The 20,398-nt window shown below is 66.7% G+C and carries 15 protein-coding genes; 10 read left to right on the forward strand and 5 right to left on the reverse strand.

Going from position 1 to position 20,398, the window contains the following annotated elements:
* Nucleotide 1: 1 nt before the first annotated feature.
* A complete protein-coding gene (locus AC2EBU_RS16660; protein ID WP_484611573.1) occupies nucleotides 2–1,948 on the reverse strand; it encodes an AMP-dependent synthetase/ligase in 1,947 nt (648 codons plus the stop codon).
* Nucleotides 1,949–2,289: 341 nt separating this feature from the next.
* Between AC2EBU_RS16660 and AC2EBU_RS16665 the strand changes: the two genes are divergently transcribed.
* The 7 genes from AC2EBU_RS16665 (at nucleotide 2,290) to AC2EBU_RS16695 (ending at nucleotide 11,111) form a co-directional block, all read left to right on the forward strand.
* Entirely contained in the window at nucleotides 2,290–3,003 is a 714-nt protein-coding gene (locus tag AC2EBU_RS16665) for a Crp/Fnr family transcriptional regulator (protein ID WP_484611574.1), read from the forward strand.
* Between the two features lie 64 nt (nucleotides 3,004–3,067).
* On the forward strand, nucleotides 3,068–4,054 hold the full coding sequence (locus AC2EBU_RS16670; RefSeq protein WP_484611575.1) for a pseudouridine synthase: 987 nt from the start codon (nucleotides 3,068–3,070) through the stop codon (nucleotides 4,052–4,054).
* A gap of 95 nt (nucleotides 4,055–4,149) precedes the next feature.
* On the forward strand, nucleotides 4,150–5,412 hold the full coding sequence (locus AC2EBU_RS16675) for an esterase/lipase family protein (RefSeq protein ID WP_484611576.1): 1,263 nt from the start codon (nucleotides 4,150–4,152) through the stop codon (nucleotides 5,410–5,412).
* Between the two features lie 158 nt (nucleotides 5,413–5,570).
* Nucleotides 5,571–7,523: a molecular chaperone HtpG gene (htpG, locus tag AC2EBU_RS16680; protein ID WP_484611577.1), complete on the forward strand. Its 1,953-nt coding sequence runs from the start codon at nucleotides 5,571–5,573 to the stop codon at nucleotides 7,521–7,523.
* A 136-nt stretch (nucleotides 7,524–7,659) separates the two neighbouring features.
* Complete coding sequence (locus tag AC2EBU_RS16685; RefSeq protein WP_484611578.1) at nucleotides 7,660–8,100, forward strand: hypothetical protein; 441 nt, start codon at nucleotides 7,660–7,662, stop codon at nucleotides 8,098–8,100.
* Between the two features lie 101 nt (nucleotides 8,101–8,201).
* Entirely contained in the window at nucleotides 8,202–9,563 is a 1,362-nt protein-coding gene (locus AC2EBU_RS16690; RefSeq protein WP_484611579.1) for an AAA family ATPase, read from the forward strand.
* Nucleotides 9,564–9,590: 27 nt separating this feature from the next.
* Complete coding sequence (locus AC2EBU_RS16695; protein ID WP_484611580.1) at nucleotides 9,591–11,111, forward strand: VWA domain-containing protein; 1,521 nt, start codon at nucleotides 9,591–9,593, stop codon at nucleotides 11,109–11,111.
* A gap of 15 nt (nucleotides 11,112–11,126) precedes the next feature.
* Here AC2EBU_RS16695 and AC2EBU_RS16700 read toward each other — a convergent pair whose 3' ends face one another.
* The gene (locus AC2EBU_RS16700) at nucleotides 11,127–11,621 is read right to left on the reverse strand and encodes a hypothetical protein (protein ID WP_484611581.1); all 495 of its coding nucleotides are present in this window, start codon (nucleotides 11,619–11,621) and stop codon (nucleotides 11,127–11,129) included.
* Nucleotides 11,622–11,910: 289 nt separating this feature from the next.
* On the opposite strand from AC2EBU_RS16700, the gene AC2EBU_RS16705 reads away from it, so the two are divergent.
* Nucleotides 11,911–13,137: an ABC transporter substrate-binding protein gene (locus AC2EBU_RS16705; RefSeq protein ID WP_484611582.1), complete on the forward strand. Its 1,227-nt coding sequence runs from the start codon at nucleotides 11,911–11,913 to the stop codon at nucleotides 13,135–13,137.
* 30 nt (nucleotides 13,138–13,167) lie between these two features.
* Here AC2EBU_RS16705 and AC2EBU_RS16710 read toward each other — a convergent pair whose 3' ends face one another.
* From AC2EBU_RS16710 to AC2EBU_RS16720, 3 genes are read right to left on the reverse strand one after another with little or no spacing between them, the layout of a single operon-like run.
* Nucleotides 13,168–14,340, reverse strand: coding sequence for a phospholipase A (locus AC2EBU_RS16710; protein WP_484611583.1), 1,173 nt, complete (start codon nucleotides 14,338–14,340; stop codon nucleotides 13,168–13,170).
* The gene (locus AC2EBU_RS16715) at nucleotides 14,250–14,708 is read right to left on the reverse strand and encodes a hypothetical protein (protein WP_484611584.1); all 459 of its coding nucleotides are present in this window, start codon (nucleotides 14,706–14,708) and stop codon (nucleotides 14,250–14,252) included. The genes AC2EBU_RS16710 and AC2EBU_RS16715 overlap by 91 nt, the downstream gene beginning before the upstream one ends.
* A gap of 2 nt (nucleotides 14,709–14,710) precedes the next feature.
* Nucleotides 14,711–16,843 carry an ATP-dependent helicase gene (locus AC2EBU_RS16720; protein WP_484611585.1) on the reverse strand — a complete coding sequence of 711 codons (2,133 nt, stop codon included), beginning with the start codon at nucleotides 16,841–16,843 and terminating at the stop codon, nucleotides 14,711–14,713.
* Nucleotides 16,844–16,957: 114 nt separating this feature from the next.
* Between AC2EBU_RS16720 and AC2EBU_RS16725 the strand changes: the two genes are divergently transcribed.
* On the forward strand, nucleotides 16,958–17,923 hold the full coding sequence (locus AC2EBU_RS16725) for an AEC family transporter (protein WP_484611586.1): 966 nt from the start codon (nucleotides 16,958–16,960) through the stop codon (nucleotides 17,921–17,923).
* A 241-nt stretch (nucleotides 17,924–18,164) separates the two neighbouring features.
* Nucleotides 18,165–20,390, forward strand: coding sequence for a catalase/peroxidase HPI (gene katG, locus AC2EBU_RS16730; protein WP_484611587.1), 2,226 nt, complete (start codon nucleotides 18,165–18,167; stop codon nucleotides 20,388–20,390).
* Nucleotides 20,391–20,398 lie beyond the last annotated feature (8 nt).

The following is a 20,398-nucleotide window of genomic DNA, read 5'->3' on the forward strand; positions in this document are numbered from 1 at the left end:
ATCAGGCGGCGGCTTTGACCGGCGCGAAAGTCTTGGCGTCCATGATTTTCAGTGTGGCGCTGACCTTGCCGGTACGGCCGTCTTCGAACTTCACCACCGTTTCAATGAACTGCTCGGTTTTGCCGCCATACAGCCCGTCGATCAGGGGCTGGTACTTCTCGGCGATAAAGCCGCGGCGGACCTTGTTGGTGCGGGTCAGCTCGCCGTCGTCGGCGTCCAGTTCCTTGTGCAGCACCAGGAAGCGGCTGATCTGGCTGCCGGCCAGCAGCGCGTCCTCGGCCAGGTCGGCATTGACCTTCTCGACGCATTCCCTGATCAGCTGGTAGACCTCGGGCTTCTGGGCCAGGTCGGTGTAGCCGGCGTACGGCAGGTTCTGGCGTTCTGCCCAGTTACCCACCGCGTCGAAGTCGATGTTGATCATCACGCAGACCTTCTCGCGCTGGTCGCCGTAGGCCACCACTTCCTTGATCTGCGGGAAGAACTTGAGCTTGTTCTCGACATATTTGGGGGCGAACATCGCGCCGTCGTTGGCGCCGCCGTGGATGCGGCCCACATCCTTGACGCGGTCGATGATCTTGAGGTGGCCGTGGCTGTCGATGAAACCGGCGTCGCTGGTGTGGTACCAGCCGTCGGCGGTGAGCACCTCTTCGGTGGCCTTGGGGTTCTTGTAGTACTCCTTGAGCAGGCCGGGCGACTTGACCAGGATCTCGCCGTTGTCGGCCACCTTGATCTCCACGCCCTGGCACGGCACGCCCACGGTGTCGGCGCGGGCCTCGTGGTCCGGCTGCAGGCACACGAACACCGCGGTCTCGGTGGAGCCATAGAGCTGTTTGAGGTTGATGCCGATCGAGCGGTAGAAGCTGAACAGGTCCGGCCCGATAGCCTCGCCGGCGGTGTAGGCCACCCGCACGCGGTTCATCCCCAGGTTGTTGCGCAGCGGGCCGTATACCAGCAGGTTGCCCAGCCAATACAGCAAAGCGTTGCTGCCCCCGATCGACTTGCCGTCCAGACGGTCGGGGCCGACTTTTTTGGCCAGGTCCATGAAGTAGTGGAACATCTTGCGCTTGATCGATCCGGCGTCTTCCATGCGGATCATCACGCTGGTCAGCAGGCCTTCGAACACCCTCGGCGGTGCGAAATAGTAGGTGGGGCCCACTTCTTTCAGGTCGATGTTCACCGTGCCGGAAGACTCCGGGCAGTTCACGGTGTAGCCGCACACCAGCCACTGGGCGTAGCTGAAGATGTTCTGGCCGATCCAGGCCGGCGGCAGATAGGCCAGCACGTCTTCGTCGCCACTGAGGCGGTCGAACTCGGCGCCGGCCCGGGCACGGTCGATCAGTGAATTGTGGGTGTGCACCACACCCTTGGGATTGCCGGTGGTGCCCGACGTGAAGAACATCGCGGCCACGTCACCGGCCTGCGCCTTTTCGATCTCATCCTTGTAGAAGTCGGGATGCTGCTTCGAAAACGCCTCGCCGGCGCCGATCAGCTCGTCCAGACCGGCCAGGCCTTCTTCGTCGTAGTTGCGCAGGCCCCGCGGATCGTCGAAGTAGATGTGGGACAACTGGGGGCAGCTTTCACGAATCTCCAGCATCTTGTCGACCTGCTCCTGGTCTTCCACCAGGGCAAAACGCACCTCGGCGTTATTGATCGGGAAGACGCATTCGGCAGCCACGGCATCTTGGTACAGGGGCACCGGAATCGCGCCCAGCGACTGCGCGGCCAGCATGGTGGCATACAGGCGGGGCCGGTTGGCGCCGATGATGACCATGTGTTCACCGCGATGCAGGCCGGCCTGGTGCAGTCCGCAGGCAATGTGCTCGGCCATGCGGGCAATGTCGGCCCAGCTTCGGGTTTGCCAGATGCCGTACTCTTTTTCCCGCATGGCGGGAGCCTGGCCGCGGCGCGCCGCATGGTCCAGCAGCAGGCGGGGGAACGTGGTCAGCATGGTGTTGGTCCTTGTCTCCAGTTGCGTTGCACCCGGGCCGATGGGGGCTTGGGTACCTGTTGGCGCGAATGTAGGGCTGAGTTTGACGTTATGTTGTCGTTTCGACGACATTCCTAGGGAAAATACCGATCCAATCGCCTGATCGCCTTGAGGGCCATCAACCGCCAGGCCCGGTTGGCGCAGCGTAACGGTGGCTGTCATGGTCGCAAGCGTGACAGTACGCCCAATGCAGGGGTAAACCCCCTGTTAATTGACATTCTTGTGCTTGTCTGGCGACAATCCAAGGTCCAACCCCCATAGGACTTTCCCCAGCCTCGAATGCGGCAGGGGCCCGCGACCCGATGAGCCTTGATACCAGTCTTCACCAACGCCGGCGGGAGTTGACCCGCGACGAAATGGCCGATATTCCATGGCTGGCGCTATTGCAGGCGAGTGAGCGGGAGCGCGCGATCCGCGAACTGCGGGTCAGTGATGCGGCCCCGGGGGACTATGTCTGCCGTGTTGGCCGACCGGTAACGTACTGGTTCGGGGTGGTCGAAGGCCTTCTCAAGATGAGCAGCGACAGCGCCGACGGTCAGACCATGACCTTCACCGGCGTGCCGCCGGGGGGCTGGTTCGGCGAGGGCACCGCGCTCAAACGCGAAACCTATCGGTACAACATCCAGGCGCTGCGCCGCAGCCTGGTGGCGGGGCTGCCGGTGGATACCTTTCACTGGTTGCTGGACCACTCCATTGGCTTCAACCGCTTTGTCATGAGCCAGCTCAACGAGCGTCTGGGCCAGTTCATTGCCGCCCGCGAGATCGACCGCATGAACAACCCGGACCTGCGGGTTGCCCGCAGCCTGGCGTCGCTGTTCAACCCGGTGCTGTATCCCGGCGTGGGGCAGGTGCTGCGAATTACGCAGCAGGAACTGGCCTATCTGGTGGGCCTGTCGCGCCAGCGGGTCAATGAGGCATTGGCCACCCTGCAGTCGCAAGGCATGATCCGCATCGAGTACGGTGGCCTGCGCATTCTGGACCTGCAAGGGCTGCGTTCTGCCGTGTTTTCGCGTTGAAATGGCCGATACCCAGCGTTAAAAGGTCATTTATTGCTATATTTTTTGTACTGATGAGTTGCCCATGACCTTGCCGACGCCTCCCCGGGACTCCGCTGTGCGCCCACCCCCTCCGCCCGGAAGCGGCGCGACGTCCTCTCCGGCGCGCGTCTTGGCGCCGGCGCGTCGGGTCGCCGCGCCGGCGACCACCGTGCGCCTGAACAAGCGCATGGCCGACCTGGGGCTGTGCTCCCGCCGGGAGGCCGACGACTGGATCGCCCGGGGCTGGGTGAAGGTGAACGGCCAGCCGGCTGCGATGGGACAGCCGGTGACCCTGTCGGATCGGGTCACCGTGGACCGCCAGGCCGAGGGCCAGCAGGCCAACCGGGTCACGATCTTGCTGAACAAACCCATGGGCATCGTCAGCGGGCAGGCCGAAGACGGTCATGCGCCGGCCATCTCGTTGATCCAGCCCGCCAGCCGGTGGCGCGACGACAACGCGCGCTTTTTCTTCCACCCGTCGCAACTGCGGGGACTGGCGCCGGCCGGGCGGCTGGACATCGACTCGACCGGTCTGCTGGTGCTGACGCAAGATGGGCGTGTGGCGCGTCAGCTGATCGGCGAAGACGCCGGCATGGAGAAGGAATACCTGGTGCGGGTGGCCTGGACCGGCGCCGAAAACCCGGCCGCCTCGTCCTCGGCCGCCGCTACCCATGCGCCGTTGCGGCCGCCCGTGCGGGTAACCCCGGGAGGAGAACGGCTCGGCCGCATCGACGACGGCGTTCCGGTCACCCGTGATGTGCAGTCGGTCTTCCCGCGCGAGCGACTGGCGCGGTTGCGCCATGGCCTGTTCCTGGACGGCCAGGCCCTCAAGCCCGCCCAGGTCGACTGGCAGAACCCCGAGCAGCTGCGCTTCGTGCTGACCGAAGGCAAGAAGCGCCAGATCCGCCGCATGTGCGAGCTGGTGGGCCTGAAGGTGCTTGGCCTCAAGCGCGTGCGCATCGGCCGCGTCATGCTGGGCAACCTGCCCGTCGGGCAGTGGCGCTACCTGGCGCCGCACGAGCGGTTCTGAAAGCGCGTGGTCTGGATGCCGCTCCCTAACCGGCAGCGGCTTTCCTGCCCACAATGAACGTCCGAACGCGGCTCCTGCTCCGCGACGGCGACATCATGACCAGAAAAAATGCCGCGTTGACCGACGTTCGCAACCATCTGCGCCCCTCCGACCTGCGCGGCGTGGCCCAGCTCGCCACCCAGGCCACCCGGGGCGTGACGCGCATTGTCGAAGGCGTGCACCAGTCCGTCTACGACACCATGGGCGTGCCCGGCGGGCCGGTCAAGGGGCAGACGCGCGGCGTGACCGGGCTGGTCTACAAGAGCATCCACGGTGTCACGCAGGCGGTGGGTAAGGCGCTGGACCTGGCGCTTACCGGGCTGATGCCGTTGCTCGAATCCGCTGGCCCCGCGAAGCCTGCCAGCGCGCAACGCGAAACCGTGCTGACCATCCTGAACGGCGTGATGGGTGACCATCTGGTCGCCAGCGGCAATCCGCTGGCCACGCCGATGAGCCTGCGCCATCAGGGCCAGGCGCTGTTATGGAACGTGGAGCCGAGCCTGGCCGGCGCGAGCCGCAAGGTGCTGCTGATGATCCATGGCTTGTGCATGAACGACCTGCAATGGCACACCGAAAAAGACGGCCAGGTGGTCGATCACGGCGAAACCATTGCCGCTGCACTTGGCTACACACCACTTTATCTGCGCTACAACACCGGCCTGCACACCTCGCAGAACGGCCACCAGCTCGCTGCCGAGCTGGAGCAAATGGTGTCGCATTGGCCGGTGCCCCTGCAGGAGATCACGGTGCTGGTGCACAGCATGGGTGGCTTGCTGATCCGCAGCGCGCTGTACTACGCCCAGCAGGAGGGGCTGACATGGCCCGGATATCTGAAAAGCATCGTCTTCCTGGGCACGCCGCACCACGGTTCGCCGCTGGAGCGCGCGGGCAACTGGGTGGACACCATTCTGGGCAGCACGCCGTTCACCGCGCCCTTTGCGCGCCTGGGCAAGCTGCGCAGCGCCGGCATTACCGACCTGCGCTGGGGCCACGTGCTCGATGCCGACTGGCAGGGCCATGACCGCTTCCATCGCAAGCCCGACAGCCGGGTGCCGTTGCCGCTGCCCGAGGGCGTGGCCTGTTACGCGGTGGCCGCCACGCTGGCGTCCGAGCGCAGCGCCCTGGCCGACCGCCTCACTGGCGACGGCCTGGTGCCGCTGCACAGCGCGCTGGGCAAGCACGACGACCGGGCGCGCTCGCTGATCTTTGCGAAAGACTCGCAGTGGATCAGCTTCAACACCGGCCACATGGAGCTGCTGAGCCGCCCCGAGGTGACGCAGCAGGTGCTGAAGTGGCTGACGCCGCCACAAGGCGGCTGACAGCGCGGGCCGGGTGCGCCAGCCGATCTTGAAACTGCGCCGGGCGCCCATAATTGCGCCCTTCGCACGGCCCGTTCCGGTGCCGGGCGCCGCCTCTGCGGGCTTCATGACCCGCCGGTTCGGCCGCGATTCCTCTCTTCATCCAGCTTGTTTTCACCATGACCCAACAGACCCATTCCTTTCAGGCCGAAGTGGCCCAGCTGCTGCACCTGGTCACCCATTCGCTGTATTCCAACAAGGAAATTTTCCTGCGCGAGCTGATTTCCAACGCTTCGGACGCCTGCGACAAGCTGCGCTTCGAGGCACTGAACGACGCCGGCCTGTACGAGGACGCGCCCAACCTGGAAGTGCGACTGGCCTTCGACAAAGACGCCAAGACCCTGACCATCACCGACAACGGCATCGGCATGAGCGCGCAGGAGGCCATCGACCACCTGGGCACCATCGCCAAGAGCGGCACCCGGGATTTCATGGGCCGCCTGTCGGGCGACCAGAAGCAGGACGCGCAGCTCATCGGCCAGTTCGGGGTGGGTTTCTATTCCGGATTCATCGTGGCCGACAAGATTACCGTCGAGTCGCGCCGCGCCGGCATGAAGGCCGACGAAGGTGTGCGCTGGACCAGCGGCGGCACCGGCGACTTTCAGACCGAGACCATTACCCGCGCCGAACGCGGCACCCGTGTGGTCCTGCATCTGCGCGAGGACGCGCTGGAGTACGCCAACGGCTGGAAGCTGCGCGAGCTGGTGCGCAAGTATTCCGACCACATCAGCCTGCCCATCCTGCTGGAGAAAGAGGAATGGAAGGACGGCGAGAACGATCAGCCCGGCGCCATGGTCAAGACCGGCGAGTGGGAAACCATCAACCAGGCCACGGCGCTGTGGACCCGCCCGAAAAAGGACGTCAGCGACGAGCAGTATGGCGAGTTCTACAAGGCCATCAGCCACGATTTCGAGCCGCCGCTGACATGGACCCACAACCGCGTCGAGGGCAGCACCGAGTACACCCAACTGCTTTACCTGCCGGGCAAAGCGCCGCACGACCTGTGGAACCGCGACCGCAAGGCGGGCCTGAAGCTGTACGTCAAACGCGTGTTCATCATGGATGACGCCGAGGCGCTGCTGCCGTCCTACCTGCGTTTCGTCAAGGGTGTGGTCGACTCGGCCGACCTGCCGCTGAACGTCAGCCGCGAGCTGCTGCAGGAAAGCCGTGACGTCAAAGCCATCCGCGAAGGCAACACCCGCCGTGTGCTGGCAATGCTCGAAGACCTGGCCAAGCACAACCAGCTGTCGGCCCCGGCCGAAGGTGCCGACGGGGTCACCGACGTGGTCAGCGAGGAAGACAAGGCCAAGGCCGGCAAGTACAGCCAGTTCTATGCCGAATTCGGCGCCGTGCTCAAGGAAGGCCTGGGCGAAGACTTCGCCAACCGCGAGCGCATCGCCAAACTGCTGCGTTTTGCCTCCACCACCACCGACAGCGTCAGCGTGTCGTTTGCCGACTACAAGGCCCGCATGAAGGACGGCCAGGAGGCCATCTACTACATCACCGCCGACACGCTGGCGGCCGCGAAGAACAGCCCGCAGCTGGAAGTCTTCCGCAAGAAAGGCATCGAAGTGCTGCTGATGAGCGACCGGGTGGACGAGTGGGCGCTGGGCTTCTTCCAGGAGTTCGACGGCACGCCGCTGCAAAGTGTGGCCAAGGGCGCGGTCGATCTGGGCAAGCTGCAGGACGAGGAAGAAAAGAAAGCCGCCGAAGCCGCGGCCGAAGCCTTCAAGCCCCTGCTGGAGCGCCTGAAAGCCACCCTCAAGGAAAAGGCCGAAGACGTGCGCGTGACCACCCGACTGGTCGACAGCCCGGCCTGCCTGGTGTCTCCCGATGACGGCATGAGCCTGCAACTGGCCCGCTTGCTGCGTCAGGCTGGGCAGCCCGCGCCAGCGACCAAGCCCGTGCTGGAGGTCAATGCCGAGCACGCGCTGGTGAAGAAGCTTGACGCCAGTGCGCACTTTGACGACCTGGCCCACATCCTGTTCGACCAGGCCCTGCTGGCCGAAGGCGGCCTGCCCGAAGACCCGGCGGCCTATGTCAAGCGCGTCAACGCGTTGCTGCAGGGTTGACGGACAGCGCAGCCGGTCCCCCGACTCGCGCTGCGTTGCCCGACTCCGATACCGCGCCCGAGCGGAGTGACGCGGCGCAGACGCCCACGGGGTTTGGCGGACAATGGCCGCGGGTTCTACTGACCGAGGAGTTCCGATGACACTTGCGCATTGTTTCAGGGCCGGCTGGCGCGGCGGCGCCGCGCTGCTGATGGCACTGTCGCTGGCGGGTTGTGCGTCGGTCGGTGTCAGTGTGCCGCTGGGGCCGCTGTCCGTGGGCATCGGCGTCGGCAGTGGCGGCGTCAGTGCCCGTGTGGGTGCCGGGGTCGGGCCGGTATCGGCCAGCGTGGGCTTGGGCAGTGAGGGCGCCAGCGCCGGTGTCGGCGTGCGCGCGGGACCGGTCGGTGTCGGTGTCAGCGCCGACAGCCAGGGCCAGATCACCGGATCGGCCGGTGTGGGCGCCGCCACCGCCGTCGGGGCGGTGCAGGTGGGCGCCAGTGCTGGCACCAGCCGCGTGCTCCGCCCGGCGCAGGGCTCGGCGCCCACCCCGTCCGCGTCTGGCCCTTCCGCGGCGGCCCCGGCCGCGGGTGAACACTGAATTTCGGTTGTTTTGGCCAATACCCAGCGCAAAAAGGTCACTTTTGGCTATTATTTTGATAGTGATGGGTGAATCCGCCGGGCAGTCGCTACCATGGGGCCATGCACCCACAGACCCTTCAGGCCTGTCTGGCCGATCTGGATTCCGGCTTGTTGCAGCGCGACGCGGCGGTGCGCGCCCTGCTGCTGGCGGCGCTGGCCGGTGAACACGTACTGCTGATCGGCCCGCCGGGCACGGCCAAGAGCGAGCTGGCGCGGCGCCTGCGGGGGGTGTTTGTCGGCGCCCGCTATTTCGAGCGCCTGCTGACGCGTTTTTCGGTCCCCGAGGAACTGTTCGGCCCGCTGTCGCTGCAGGCGCTGGAAAACGACCGTTATGAGCGGCTGACCGACGGTTTCCTGCCCACGGCGCAGGTGGCGTTTCTGGATGAGGTGTTCAAGGCCAATTCCGCGATTCTCAACGCCCTCCTGACCTTGCTCAACGAACGCGAATTCGACAACGGCAGCGGTCGTGTGCCGGTGCCACTGATTACGGTGGTGGGTGCCAGCAACGAGGTGCCGACCGACGAATCGCTGGCCGCTTTCTTCGACCGCTTTCTGCTGCGGGTGCCGGTTGCCGCGGTGGATGATGCCCACTTTGGGGCCTTGCTGGCCTTGCCGCCGCAGCCGGCGGCGGCGCCCGCGCGCCTGTGTGAAGCCGATCTGCAAACCCTGCGCCAGCGCGCCCATGCCGTGGCGCTGCCGGAGCCGGTGGTCGAACGCCTGGCGGCCGCCCGGGTCGGGTGCGCCGCAGCGGGCATCGGGGTGTCTGACCGACGCTGGCGCAAGGTGGTGCATCTGCTGCGGGTCATGGCCGCCAGCCGCCAGGCCGACGTGATCGACCCGTGGGATTTATGGGTCCTGCCGCTGGTGCTGGCGGACCGGCCCGAGCAGGTGCCGGCCTTGATCGAAGACTTCCTGCGCGAGGTCGGCGGCGCTGTGCCGGTGGATGCGCAGTGGCTGGGCCGTGTTGCCGATGCGCTGGAGCGCCAGCTGGAAATCGAAAGCTCGGCGTCGGCCACAGGCGAGGACGGGGCGGCCGGCAAGCTGGCGCTGGCGCAGGCCATTGCCGGTCCGGCGGCCGAGGGGCAGGTGCTGGTGCGTATGGTGGCGGAGGGCGCGCGCCGCCGCTTCAGCCCCTTGCATATCGCCGCGCGGGTGGCGCAGGCGGGCGAAGCGCGCGAGCGCGCGGCCAGCGCTTGCGCGGTGGCAGTCGCCGAAGCCGAGCGGGCGCGCTGCGGTGCCGCTGGCCACCCGTGGCTGCCGCCGAGCTGGCGCGCGCGGATCGACGCCGTTCATGGGGCCAATGTGGACCTGTTGCAGGCCCTGCACCAGCGGCTGGCCGCTGTCGCCGACGCATTCGCGGCCCTGCCGGTAGATGCGGCGCTGGCCGGCCCGGCGCCGCTGCCGGTGTCCTGGGACCACTGAACGCTGCCGTCCCGGTGCCCCCTGGTGATGACGGCCCGTCCTACGGCTCCTCCCCAGATCTCGGCCGCGTGCCGGGCGGTGGCAGTCCCGTCGGCTGGCCCCAATGCGCCGTGGCATCGGCTGGCCGAGCTTCCGCGCGAACTGTGGTTGCCGGCCATCACCTGCAGTGTGGCCGCCGCCGACGCGCGTCTCGCGGGCCTGGTGCGCTGGCACGGGGCGCTGCTGGCCGGTCGGCTGCCCGCGCCGGACGACCACTGGGCCGATCCCGTCGCGACGGGCGCCATGCGCCAGGTCCTGGGCGAGCTGGATCTGCCCTCGCTGACGGCAGGCAGCACCGGGCTGACAGTGCAGGTTCTGCGCAGCGTGTTGTGGCATCTGGACACCCTGATCGACCGGGCGGTCGATGACCCGCGCGAACGGGCCATCACCGCTGCCGCCGAAGCGCTGCGGGCGGACTGGACCCGCGAACGCGGTGGCTGGGAACAGGCCCTGGCCTTGTTGCAGACCCTGGGGGATCTGGCCCATCTGCGCTGGGACGATCTGCAGGGACGCCTGGCGCGTCGCGAATGGGCCGTGGCCGAGCGCGCCGCGGCCCGCCTGCGCCAAATGCCGCAGCTGATCGCTTTCATCGACCAGGTGGGCCGCGCCCGGCGTGATGCCGATCTGCCCCTGCGCGAGCGCGCCAGCCCCGCCGTTGCCCCGCCGCAGTGGCTGTCGGTACGGGCGGTCGATATCCGGCTGGCCGATCAGCCGGGCGCGGTACGCGGCGTCAAACGCTCGGGACAACTGGCCCGTTTGCTGGCCAGTGAGGCAGCGCAACTGCACCACCCCGTGCTGCGCCGGTTGTGGCGCGCGCGGTTTGCCGAATCGCAGCTCTTGACCTATGAAGACGAAGCGGTCCTCATCCAATGGGTTCCTGCGCCCGATGTCCGCCCCAGCCTGGCGGCCGTCCCGCAAACCGAGCCGCTGGGGCGTGGGCCGCTGATCGTCTGCCTGGACACGTCCGGGTCCATGCGTGGCGGGCCCGAGGCCGTTGCCCGGGCCGGAGTCTTGCAGGCCTTGCGCAGCGCATGGGCGGCGCAGCGGCCTTGCCGCCTGCTGGCTTTCGGAGGTGCCGGCGAGGTGGTCGAACACGAACTGGTGGCCACCGCCGGAGGGCTGGATGCGCTGCTGGAAGTGATGGGTCTGGCCTTCGATGGCGGCACGGATGTGCAAACGCCCCTGGAGCGCGCGGTCTCCCAGGTGGCCGAGCAGGGCTGGGCACTGGCCGACGTGCTGATCCTCAGTGACGGCGAGTTCGGTGTCACCCCCGCCACGCTGGCGGCGCTGCGCGCTGCCAAGGCGCAGCTGGGCTTGCGGGTTCACGGTGTGTTGATCGGCGACCGCGAGACTCTGGGGCTGCTGGAAACCTGCGACCACCTGCACTGGGTGCGCGACTGGCGCCGTCATGCCGATGACCCGGCACAGGCTCGCGCCGATGGCTTCTCGCCGGTTCACAGCCGCAGTCTGACCGCGCAGTATTTCCCCAACGCCCTGCGCCGGGGATGAGCCCGCTGCAGGCCGCTACTGCGGGTTTTGCAGCGTGTATTGCCCCTGTCCGGTGAGGAAGCCGTCGCCGAGCAGCCCGTCGGCCTGGCGGTCCAGGCCCATCAGCGCGCGAAAGGTGAAGTTGCCGTTGGCGCCCTGATAGCGGCCGGTGCCGCCGACGATCTGGCCGTCGCCAGTCCATTCGTCCCGTCCGTGGGTGCCCTGGGGAGTCAGGTTGATGGTTTCGGTGCTGTGCATGGTCAGGGTCGATCCATCGGCGAACCGGAAGACGGTTTCGGCGCGTATGGGCAGTTTTCCAGCCACGGGCGGTCCGACAGGACTGACCTTGCGTTCGTAGGTGGCGGGCTCGGCATTGCCGAAGATGGCGACGCCCAATCGGGTATTCGTCGCCGGCGTTCGGGGGCCTTGCACCGAACTGGACCGCCAGTGAATGTCCTTCTGGGCCATGGCGACGACTGGCGCCAGCAGGCAGATGGCCGCCACGGCCCAAGCGGTAAGGCGCTGCTTCATGGGTGTGCTCCTGAAAAAATCACCGGGAAAAATCCCATGTGTCAGTCTGTCCTCGGGCGCAACCGAAGACATTGAGGTTCATCAGGTGCGTAACGCCATTTTTTCTATGTGGCGACTAGATTCCGCAATGTAAAAAATGGTTTTGCATAAGGGAAAACGATAGGCCAGACCGAGAGGGGCGTTGCTACAGTTCCGGCGCGGGGCCCGCCGCTCGCGGCCGCGATCCGCGGGGCACGATGTGGCCCGGTTTCATCGCAACGCCCCGTTGCACTCCGTTTGGAAAGTTCCCATGCACATGCTCTTTGCCATCCTCCGTCGTCAAACGCTGGCCACGTGGCTGGTTTTCCTGGCGTGTGCGTGGGCTGCGGTCGCCCCGCTGCAGGCCCGGGCACAGGAAACGTTCAAGCTGGGTGTGATCGGGCCTTTTTCCGGGCCTTCCGCTGATTTCGGCACGCCCATGCTCAACGGCATTCAGCTGGCGGTGGAGGAAATCAATGCGGTCGGCGGTTACCTCGGGCGCAAGATCGAACTGGTGATCAAGGACGACAAAGGCAATCCGGACGAAGGTTTGCGCCAGTCGCAGGCCCTGGTGACCGAAAAAGTGCGTGCGACGATCGGTTTTTGCAATACCGGCGTGGCCATGCGTTCGCTGGACGTGTTCCAGAACGCCCAGTTGCCGCTGATCGTTCCCTGCTCGACCGGGACCGCATTGACGGCGAAGTTCCCGGCCCCCCAGAGCTACGTTTTTCGGACCTCGGCCCGCGATGCCATTCAGGCGCCGTTTGTCGTGGACGACATTGTCAAGCGGGGCTGGACCAAGGTGGCCCTATTTGCCGATAAAAGCGGATACGGCGACGGCGGCTTTCAGGACGTGGTCAAGGCGCTGGCAGCCAAAAACCTCCAGCCGGTCTACGTGTCGCGCTTCGATCTCGGTGTGAAGGACCTGGTCGACGAGATGAAGGCGGCCCGAAGCGCCGGCGCCGACGTCGTGTTCAGCTACACCGTCGGCCCGGAGAACGCCGTCATTGCCCGCGCCCGCCAGGCCATCGGGTGGAAGGTTCCCCAGGTAGGCGCCTGGCCCCTGTCGTTTCCGTTCTTCATTGACGGCGCCAAGGAGGCCGCCGAGGGGGCGCTCATGGCGCAGACCTTCATTGCCGAGCCCAGCAACGAACGGCGCGCGGCCTTTCTTTCGGCCTATGCCCGCAAATTCCAGACGCGGCGTATTCCCGTTCCCATGGCGGCCGCGCAGGCCTATGACGCCACCTACGTGCTGGTCTATTCGCTCTTTGGCATTCGCGATGGCAATCTCGGTGGCCCGGCCATCAAGAGCGCACTGGAGAACATTCAGCGCGTCTACTACGGCGTCGTCGCCACGTATGACAGGCCGTTTTCCCTGGACGACAAGGACGCCATTTCAGCCAACATGCTGGTCATGGGGCAGGTCAGGAACGGCCTGGTCACCTTTGCCTATCCGGAAGACGCGCGTCGCAATCTGTTCGTCCAGCGCAAGCAGTGAGCCGAAGCTCGGTTTCCGGTCCGGTAGCGGTCAGAAATCGACCAGGCTCAGCCCGACGCTGAACACTGTGCGGCGGCGGTTGTAGTCGATCAGGCTGTCGCCGTAGCCCGAAAACAGCTGGGTGTGCAGGCGCAGGCCACCGGCGCTGTCGAACAGGCGGGTACTCTCGCCCAGCGGCCGCATCCATTCCAGTCGCAGCGAGCCTTTGGCCTGTGATCGCAGCGAATGGCGCCAGACGAAACCCACCGTATCCTGTCCCCCGGCGGGGTGCCAGTACGTGGCCAGTTCGGCGCGGCCGATGGTGTTGCTGATCTCGGGGTTGTCGTCGTTGGTGCGCTTTTCGGGGATACGCGCCCAGGCGCGTGCCTGCACCCGCCAGTCCTTTCCACGCTCCATGCCGGTCATCAGGTAAGCGCGGTTCCAGCTGCGCGAATAGGGCAGGCTTTGACCGTTCGACTGGTGCACCGCGCCGATGCCGCTGTAGCGCAGACGCCAGCCACCGGGCAACGGGACATCGGTGGGGTAGACGTAGACGATCTCCGGCTCATGGTCCGTGGTGCGGAACGGGCGCGACAGGCCCCCGTTGAAAAGCTGCCAGTACGACTGCTGGCTGTAGCCGAACCACAGCGAGTCGCGCCGGACCGGGTCACCCTGGGTGAGCAGCCCCTGGGCCAGTTTGGTGCGCACCGACAGCTGGATGCGGGTCTCGGTATTTCGGTACGGCAGCGCCTGGGTGGCGTTGTTGAGCGGGTTGCCGGAAGTCGGCAGGGTGTTGACGCTGTCGGAGGTGATCAGTGACAGGCTGATGGGCCGGTAACCGCGAATCGTGAACGGGTCGCAGGTGCTGGTGGCTTCCAGCTCCCAGAAGCGGGCCAGATCGGTGTGGCGGGTGTCGCGACAGCCTTGTTCGTCGGACAGGCGGATATCCACGGCGGGCGGCGGGCTCGGCGTTGCCATGGCCGGCGCGCTGGCGCTGGCCGCGCTTTGCTGGCGCGCCCAGCGGTCAAAACAGGCCAGGCGCGCGGTGGCGTCACCACTCAGCGCGGCGCAGGCCTGCCACTCGCTGTTGGCCAGGGCAGCGCCGCTGACGCCCAAAAGGGCCGCCAGCAGGCTCAGTCCCAGCCGATTTGTTTGTGCAGCTCGAAGGCGCGCCGCTGATCGGTGTCGTCCCGCCACCAGGAGCCTGTAATCGTTCTTCCGCATGAATCCTCCTTGATTGCGCCGCTCCAGGTCGCGGCGATGCGCCGGCCGTCTTCGGACTCTTCCAGCGTAAAAATGCCCTCGTCCACATCGCCGCTCACGCGGGCGACGGCGGGTTCACCGCCTGCCGAGCGCTGCAGAAATCCGGCCACGCCGTCGCGGTGTTCCGGGTGGGGTGTCAGCCGAATCACGGTGAGGCCGGGCACGCCGTCGATCTGGCCTCGCCAGGTGCCCAGCAGATGGGCCTGGCCGATCTGGCGGGCAGCCGGACAGTCGCGGGCGGCGGTTTCAGGCCGGTTTTGGGCAATACCCAGCGTAAAAAGGTGACTAAATGCTATAAAAACAGTAGTATTCCGCAGGGCTGTACGCATGATCACACCTTGGCCGAATGGGCGTCTTGCGCCTTGCGGGCGAACTCCGCGCGCAGCGCCTTGAGCTTTTCGCGCGGGTCTTCCTTCACCGTGGCCGGGTTCAGCGCCATTTCGGCAATGAAGCGGCTCGGGCGCGCCGGCACCACCTCACGGCCTTTCTTGCGGCGTTTGGTCCAGCTCACCGCCAGCGTGCGCTGCGCGCGGGTGATGCCCACGTACATCAGGCGGCGCTCTTCCTGCAGGCGCTGCAGCACGTCGTCGGCCGGCGTGGCGCCGGGTTCGTCGTCTTCGTCGCCCAGCTTGAACGGCAGCAGGCCTTCGTTCACGCCGACCAGCATCACATGCGGCCACTCCAGGCCTTTGGCGGCGTGCAGCGTGGACAGCGTCACGACGTTCTGGTCCTGCTCGCGCTCGCTCAGCGTGGACAGCAGCGAGATGGTTTGGGCGACCTCCAGAAGGGAACGGGCCCCCACGCTCCCCGCTGCGCGTGTTTCGCTGCCCCCCGCGGGGGCGTTCGCGCCTTGGGGCGGCCCGGCGGCGCTCAGTGCGCTGTCGGCGCCATCGTCGATCTGGCCGCCGCAGCGCCCGGCCATCCAGTCGCAGAACTCCAGCACGTTGGACCAGCGCGCGGCGGCGACCTTGTCGTTGTCGTCGCTGTCCAGCAGGTGCTTTTCGTAGCCGATGTCTTTCAGCCAGTCGGCCAGGAAGGCACGGGCGCCTTCGGCGCCGTGGGTGTGGCGGGCGCGGTACTGAAGCTCGTTCACATAGCGCCCGAACTCGTGCAGGCTGCCCACCGCCCGCGCGCCCAGCACCCCGGGCAGGCTGTGGCTGAACAGCGCCTCGAACAGGCTGAGCCTGTACTGGCCGGCAAAGTTGCCCAGGCTCTGCAGCGTCTGGTGGCCGATGCCGCGTTTGGGGGTGGTGACGGCGCGCAGGAACGCCGGGTCGTCGTCGTTGTTGATCCACAGCCGGAACCAGGCGCACAGGTCGCGGATCTCGGCGCGGTCAAAAAAGCTCTGCCCGCCCGAGACCTTGTAGGGGATGTTCGCGCGCCGCAGGGCCTGCTCGAACACCTTGGCCATGTGGTTGGCGCGGTACAGGATGGCGAAATCCCTGAATTCCTTGTCCCGGGCGCTGGCCTGCAGCGAGCGGATGCGCGCCACGACCCGCTCGGCCTCGTGTTCCTCGTGGTCGGCATCGACCACCCGCACCGGTTCACCCTCGCCCAGCTCGGAAAACAGGGTCTTGGGAAACAGCTTGGGGTTGGGGCCGATCACGTTGTTGGCCGCGCGCAAGATGGCGCTGGTGGAGCGGTAGTTCTGCTCCAGCTTGATGACCTTGAGCTTCGGAAAGTCCTGCGGCAGCTTTTTCAGGTTGTCCAGCGTGGCGCCCCGCCAGCCGTAGATGGACTGGTCGTCGTCGCCCACGGCGGTGAAGCGCCCGCGCTCGCCCACCAGGTGGCGCAGCACCTCGTACTGGGTGGCGTTGGTGTCCTGGTACTCGTCCACCAGCACATGGCCCAGCGCCGCCTGCCATTTGGCGCGAACCTCGGGAAAGTCGGCCAGCAGCTTCAGCGGCAGGCCGATCAGGTCGTCGAAGTCCACGCTCTGGTAGGCCGACAGGCGCTCTTCGTAGCGGGCCATGATCACGGCGGTCTGGCGTTCGTCCTCGTCGCGTGCCTGGGCCAGGGCCTTCTCGGCGTTCAGGCCCTGGTTCTTCCACAGGCTGATGGTCCATTGCCAGTGGCGCGCGGTGGCGGCGTCGGTGGTGCCGCCGCAATCCTTGAGCAGGCTGGTCACGTCGTCGCTGTCCAGGATGCTGAACTGGGGCTTGAGGCCCAGGGCTGCGCCGTCTTCGCGCATCAGGCGCACGCCCAGCGCGTGGAAGGTGCAGATCACCACGTGTTTTGCGTCGCGGCCGATCAGCCCCTTGGCGCGTTCGCGCATTTCGGCGGCCGCCTTGTTGGTGAAGGTGATGGCCGCGATGCGTTTGGGCTCCAGCCCGGCCTGGATCAGCCGCGCGATCTTGTGGGTGATGACCCGCGTCTTGCCCGAGCCGGCCCCGGCCAGCACCAGGCACGGCCCGTGCAGGTAGTTCACGGCCTCCTGCTGGGCGAGGTTGAGTCCGGCGGTCATGGTGGGGTGGTGGGCGTCCGCCGTCGCGACAGGCGAAGGCAGGCGGGCGCAAAGCGGCGAATCATACCGGCCAGTCCCCCGGCGCGCCGAGCGGCTTGCGGCGACAATGCCGCGGTGTTTTCCGTCTTCATCGTCACCTTTCCCTTCTTTGCCCTGGTGCTGGCGGGTTACATCGCGGCCCGGCGCCGCATGTTGCCGCTGGAAGCCATACCGGGCCTGAACGGCTTTGTCCTGTTCTTTGCCCTGCCTTGCATGTTGTATCGCTTCGGTGCGAGCACGCCGATTGCGCAGTTGCTGGACCCGGGCGTGTTTTTTACCTGGCTGGTTTGCGCGCTGGTGATCGTTGCGTTTACCGTGGCCATCAGTCTGAACAGCCGCATCGGCTGGAACGATGCGTCCTTCGGCGCCCTGGTGGCCGCGTTCCCCAATACCGGATTCATGGGGGTGCCCCTCCTGGTGGCTCTGCTGGGGCCGTCGGCCGCCGGGCCGATCATTGTCACCATCATGGTGGACATGATCATCACCACCTCGCTGTGTATTGCGTTGTCCCGGCTTGACGGCGCCGACGAGCACGGCATGGCGGTGGCGGCGAAAAATGCGCTCAAGGGCATGCTGCGCAACCCGATGCCCTGGGCCATCTTGCTGGGTGCTCTCGCTTCTGCTGCCGGTCTGGCCCTGCCCGGGCCGGTCGGGAAAACCGTGGGGCTGCTGGCCGATGCCGCATCGCCGGTGGCGCTGTTCACCATCGGCGCCGTGCTGGCACGTTCGCAGATGGTCGCCCATTCCCACCGACCCCATCCATCGCTGTTGCGCGATTACCTGCCGGTTGCGCTGATCAAGCTGCTGGTCCATCCGCTGCTGGTGCTGCTGCTCGGTGCCACCGTGGTCCAGGCGGGACTGGGGCTGGATCGGGCCGCGCTGACGGTCATGGTGCTCATCGCGGCCCTGCCCAGTGCGAGCAATGTCTCGCTGCTGGCCGAGCGCTTTGACGCCGACAACGGCCGCATTGCCCGCATCATCCTGGTGTCGACGGCGGCTGCATTTTTCACGTTTTCCGCCGCCGTTGCCCTGCTGGTCTGAAGCCGGATCTCCGGACGCCGCGGGGGATGGCTATTGCATTGATAAAACCAATCAATTCGACCCGTCGATTGGTATTGTCTAAAGTTCAGGTTCCCGATTCCGCTGGAGCCTGACATGAAATCCTGGTTCGATGTTTCGCCGCTGCCGGGCCACTGGCTCGACCTGCTTGCGGCACAGGCTGCCGTGTTCTGAGGTTCCGCCGGAATCGTTGTCCCTTCCCTCACCGCGTCAGGAGATCACCATGAGTCCATCCGCAGCCCCAGCCCCAGCCCAGTGTCCCTTCCACTCCGCCGGGGGCGTCCGTGCCACACACGGCGCCCGCTCCAACGCCGACTGGTGGCCCAACCAGCTGAACCTGGCCATCCTGCACCAGCACCAGCCGGTGTCCAACCCGATGGACCCGGACTTCGACTACGCCGAGGCCTTCAACAAGCTCGACTACCCGGCGCTCAAGAAAGACCTGGCCGATCTGATGACCCAGAGCCAGGACTGGTGGCCGGCCGACTACGGGCACTACGGCGGCCTGTTCATCCGGCTGGCCTGGCACGCCGCGGGCACCTACCGTACGGCCGATGGCCGCGGCGGCGCCAACACCGGCAATCAGCGCTTCGCGCCGCTGAACAGCTGGCCCGACAACGGCAACCTCGACAAGGGCCGCCGCCTGCTGTGGCCCATCAAGCAGAAGTACGGCAACGCCATCTCCTGGGCTGACCTGTTCATCCTGGCCGGCAACGTGGCCATGGAAACCATGGGTTTCAGGACCTTCGGTTTCGGCGGCGGCCGCGCCGACATCTGGGCACCCGAAGAAGACATCTACTGGGGCGCAGAAAAGGAATGGCTGGCCACCAGCGACAAACCCGACAGCCGGTACAGCGGTGATCGCGCGCTGGAAAACCCGCTGGCCGCCGTGCAGATGGGCCTGATCTACGTGAACCCGCAGGGCCCCGACGGCAAGCCCGATCCGGTGGCCAGCGGCCGTGACGTGCGCGAGACCTTCGCCCGCATGGCCATGAACGACTACGAAACCATGGCCCTGGTGGCTGGCGGCCACACCTTCGGCAAGATGCACGGCGCCGGCGATGCGGCCCTGGTCGGGCCCGAGCCGGAAGCCGCGCCGCTGGAGGAGATGGGCTTCGGCTGGAAGAACCGGCACGGCAGCGGCAAGGGCGGCGACACGACCACCAGCGGCTTCGAAGGCGCGTGGAAACCCAACCCCACCCAGTGGGACATGGGCTACTTCAAGGTGCTGTTCAAGTACGAGTGGAAACAGATGACCACAGCCGCCGGGGCCATCCAGTGGGAAGCGCAGAACGTGGATCCCGAGGACATGATTCCCGACGCCCATGACCCAAGCAAGAAGCACGCGCCGCACATGACGACGGCCGACCTGTCGCTGCGCTTTGACCCGGCCTACGAAAAAATCTCCCGCCACTTCCTGGCCCATCCTGACGAGTTCGCTGACGCCTACGCCCGCGCCTGGTTCAAGCTGACCCACCGCGACATGGGGCCGAAGGCGCTGTACCTCGGCCCCGAGGTGCCCGCCGAAGACCTGATCTGGCAAGACCCGGTGCCGCCGGTGGACCACCCGCTGATTGATGCCGCCGACGCCGCGGCGCTCAAGGCCCGTGTGCTCGCCAGCGGCCTTTCGGTGAGCGAGCTGGTCTCGACCGCCTGGGCTTCGGCTTCCACATACCGCGGCAGCGACAGACGCGGCGGTGCCAACGGGGCCCGCATCCGCCTGGCCCCGCAGAAAGACTGGGACGTCAACCAGCCGACGCAACTGGCCAAGGTGCTCACCGTGCTGGAGGACATCCAGCGCGGCTTCAACGCCGACGCCAGCGGCGGCAAGAAGGTGTCGCTGGCCGACCTGATTGTGCTGGCGGGCAACGCGGGTGTGGAAGCTGCCGCCCGGGCCGCCGGGCAGATGGTGGAGGTGCCTTTCGTTCCCGGCCGCACCGACGCCACGGCCGAGCAGACCGACGCGGATTCCTTTGCCGTGCTCGAACCGGTGGCCGACGGTTTTCGCAACTGGCGCCGGAAGGCGTTCAGCGTTTCGCCCGAAGCGATGCTGATCGACAAGGCACAGCTGCTGACCCTGTCCGCCCCGGAGATGACGGTGCTCGTCGGTGGCTTGCGCGTGCTCGGCGCCAACCACGGAGGCTCGCAGCACGGGGTGTTCACGCAGCGTCCGGGTCAGCTGACGACCGACTTCTTCACCAACCTGGTGGACATGGGCACGGCGTGGACGCCGGCCGGCGACAACCTGTACCAGGGCAGCGACCGAAAGACGGGCGCTCCCCGATGGACCGCGACCCGTGTGGACCTGGCTTTCGGATCCAACTCGCAGCTGCGGGCCATCGCCGAGGTCTATGCCCAGTGCGACAACGGTGCCAAGTTCGTCCGCGACTTTGTCGCCGCCTGGAACAAGGTGATGAACCTGGGCCGGGTTGATCGGCGGCGCGCGTGAGGCCGCAG

The sequence above is a fragment of the Curvibacter sp. T50 genome (genome assembly GCF_057219955.1).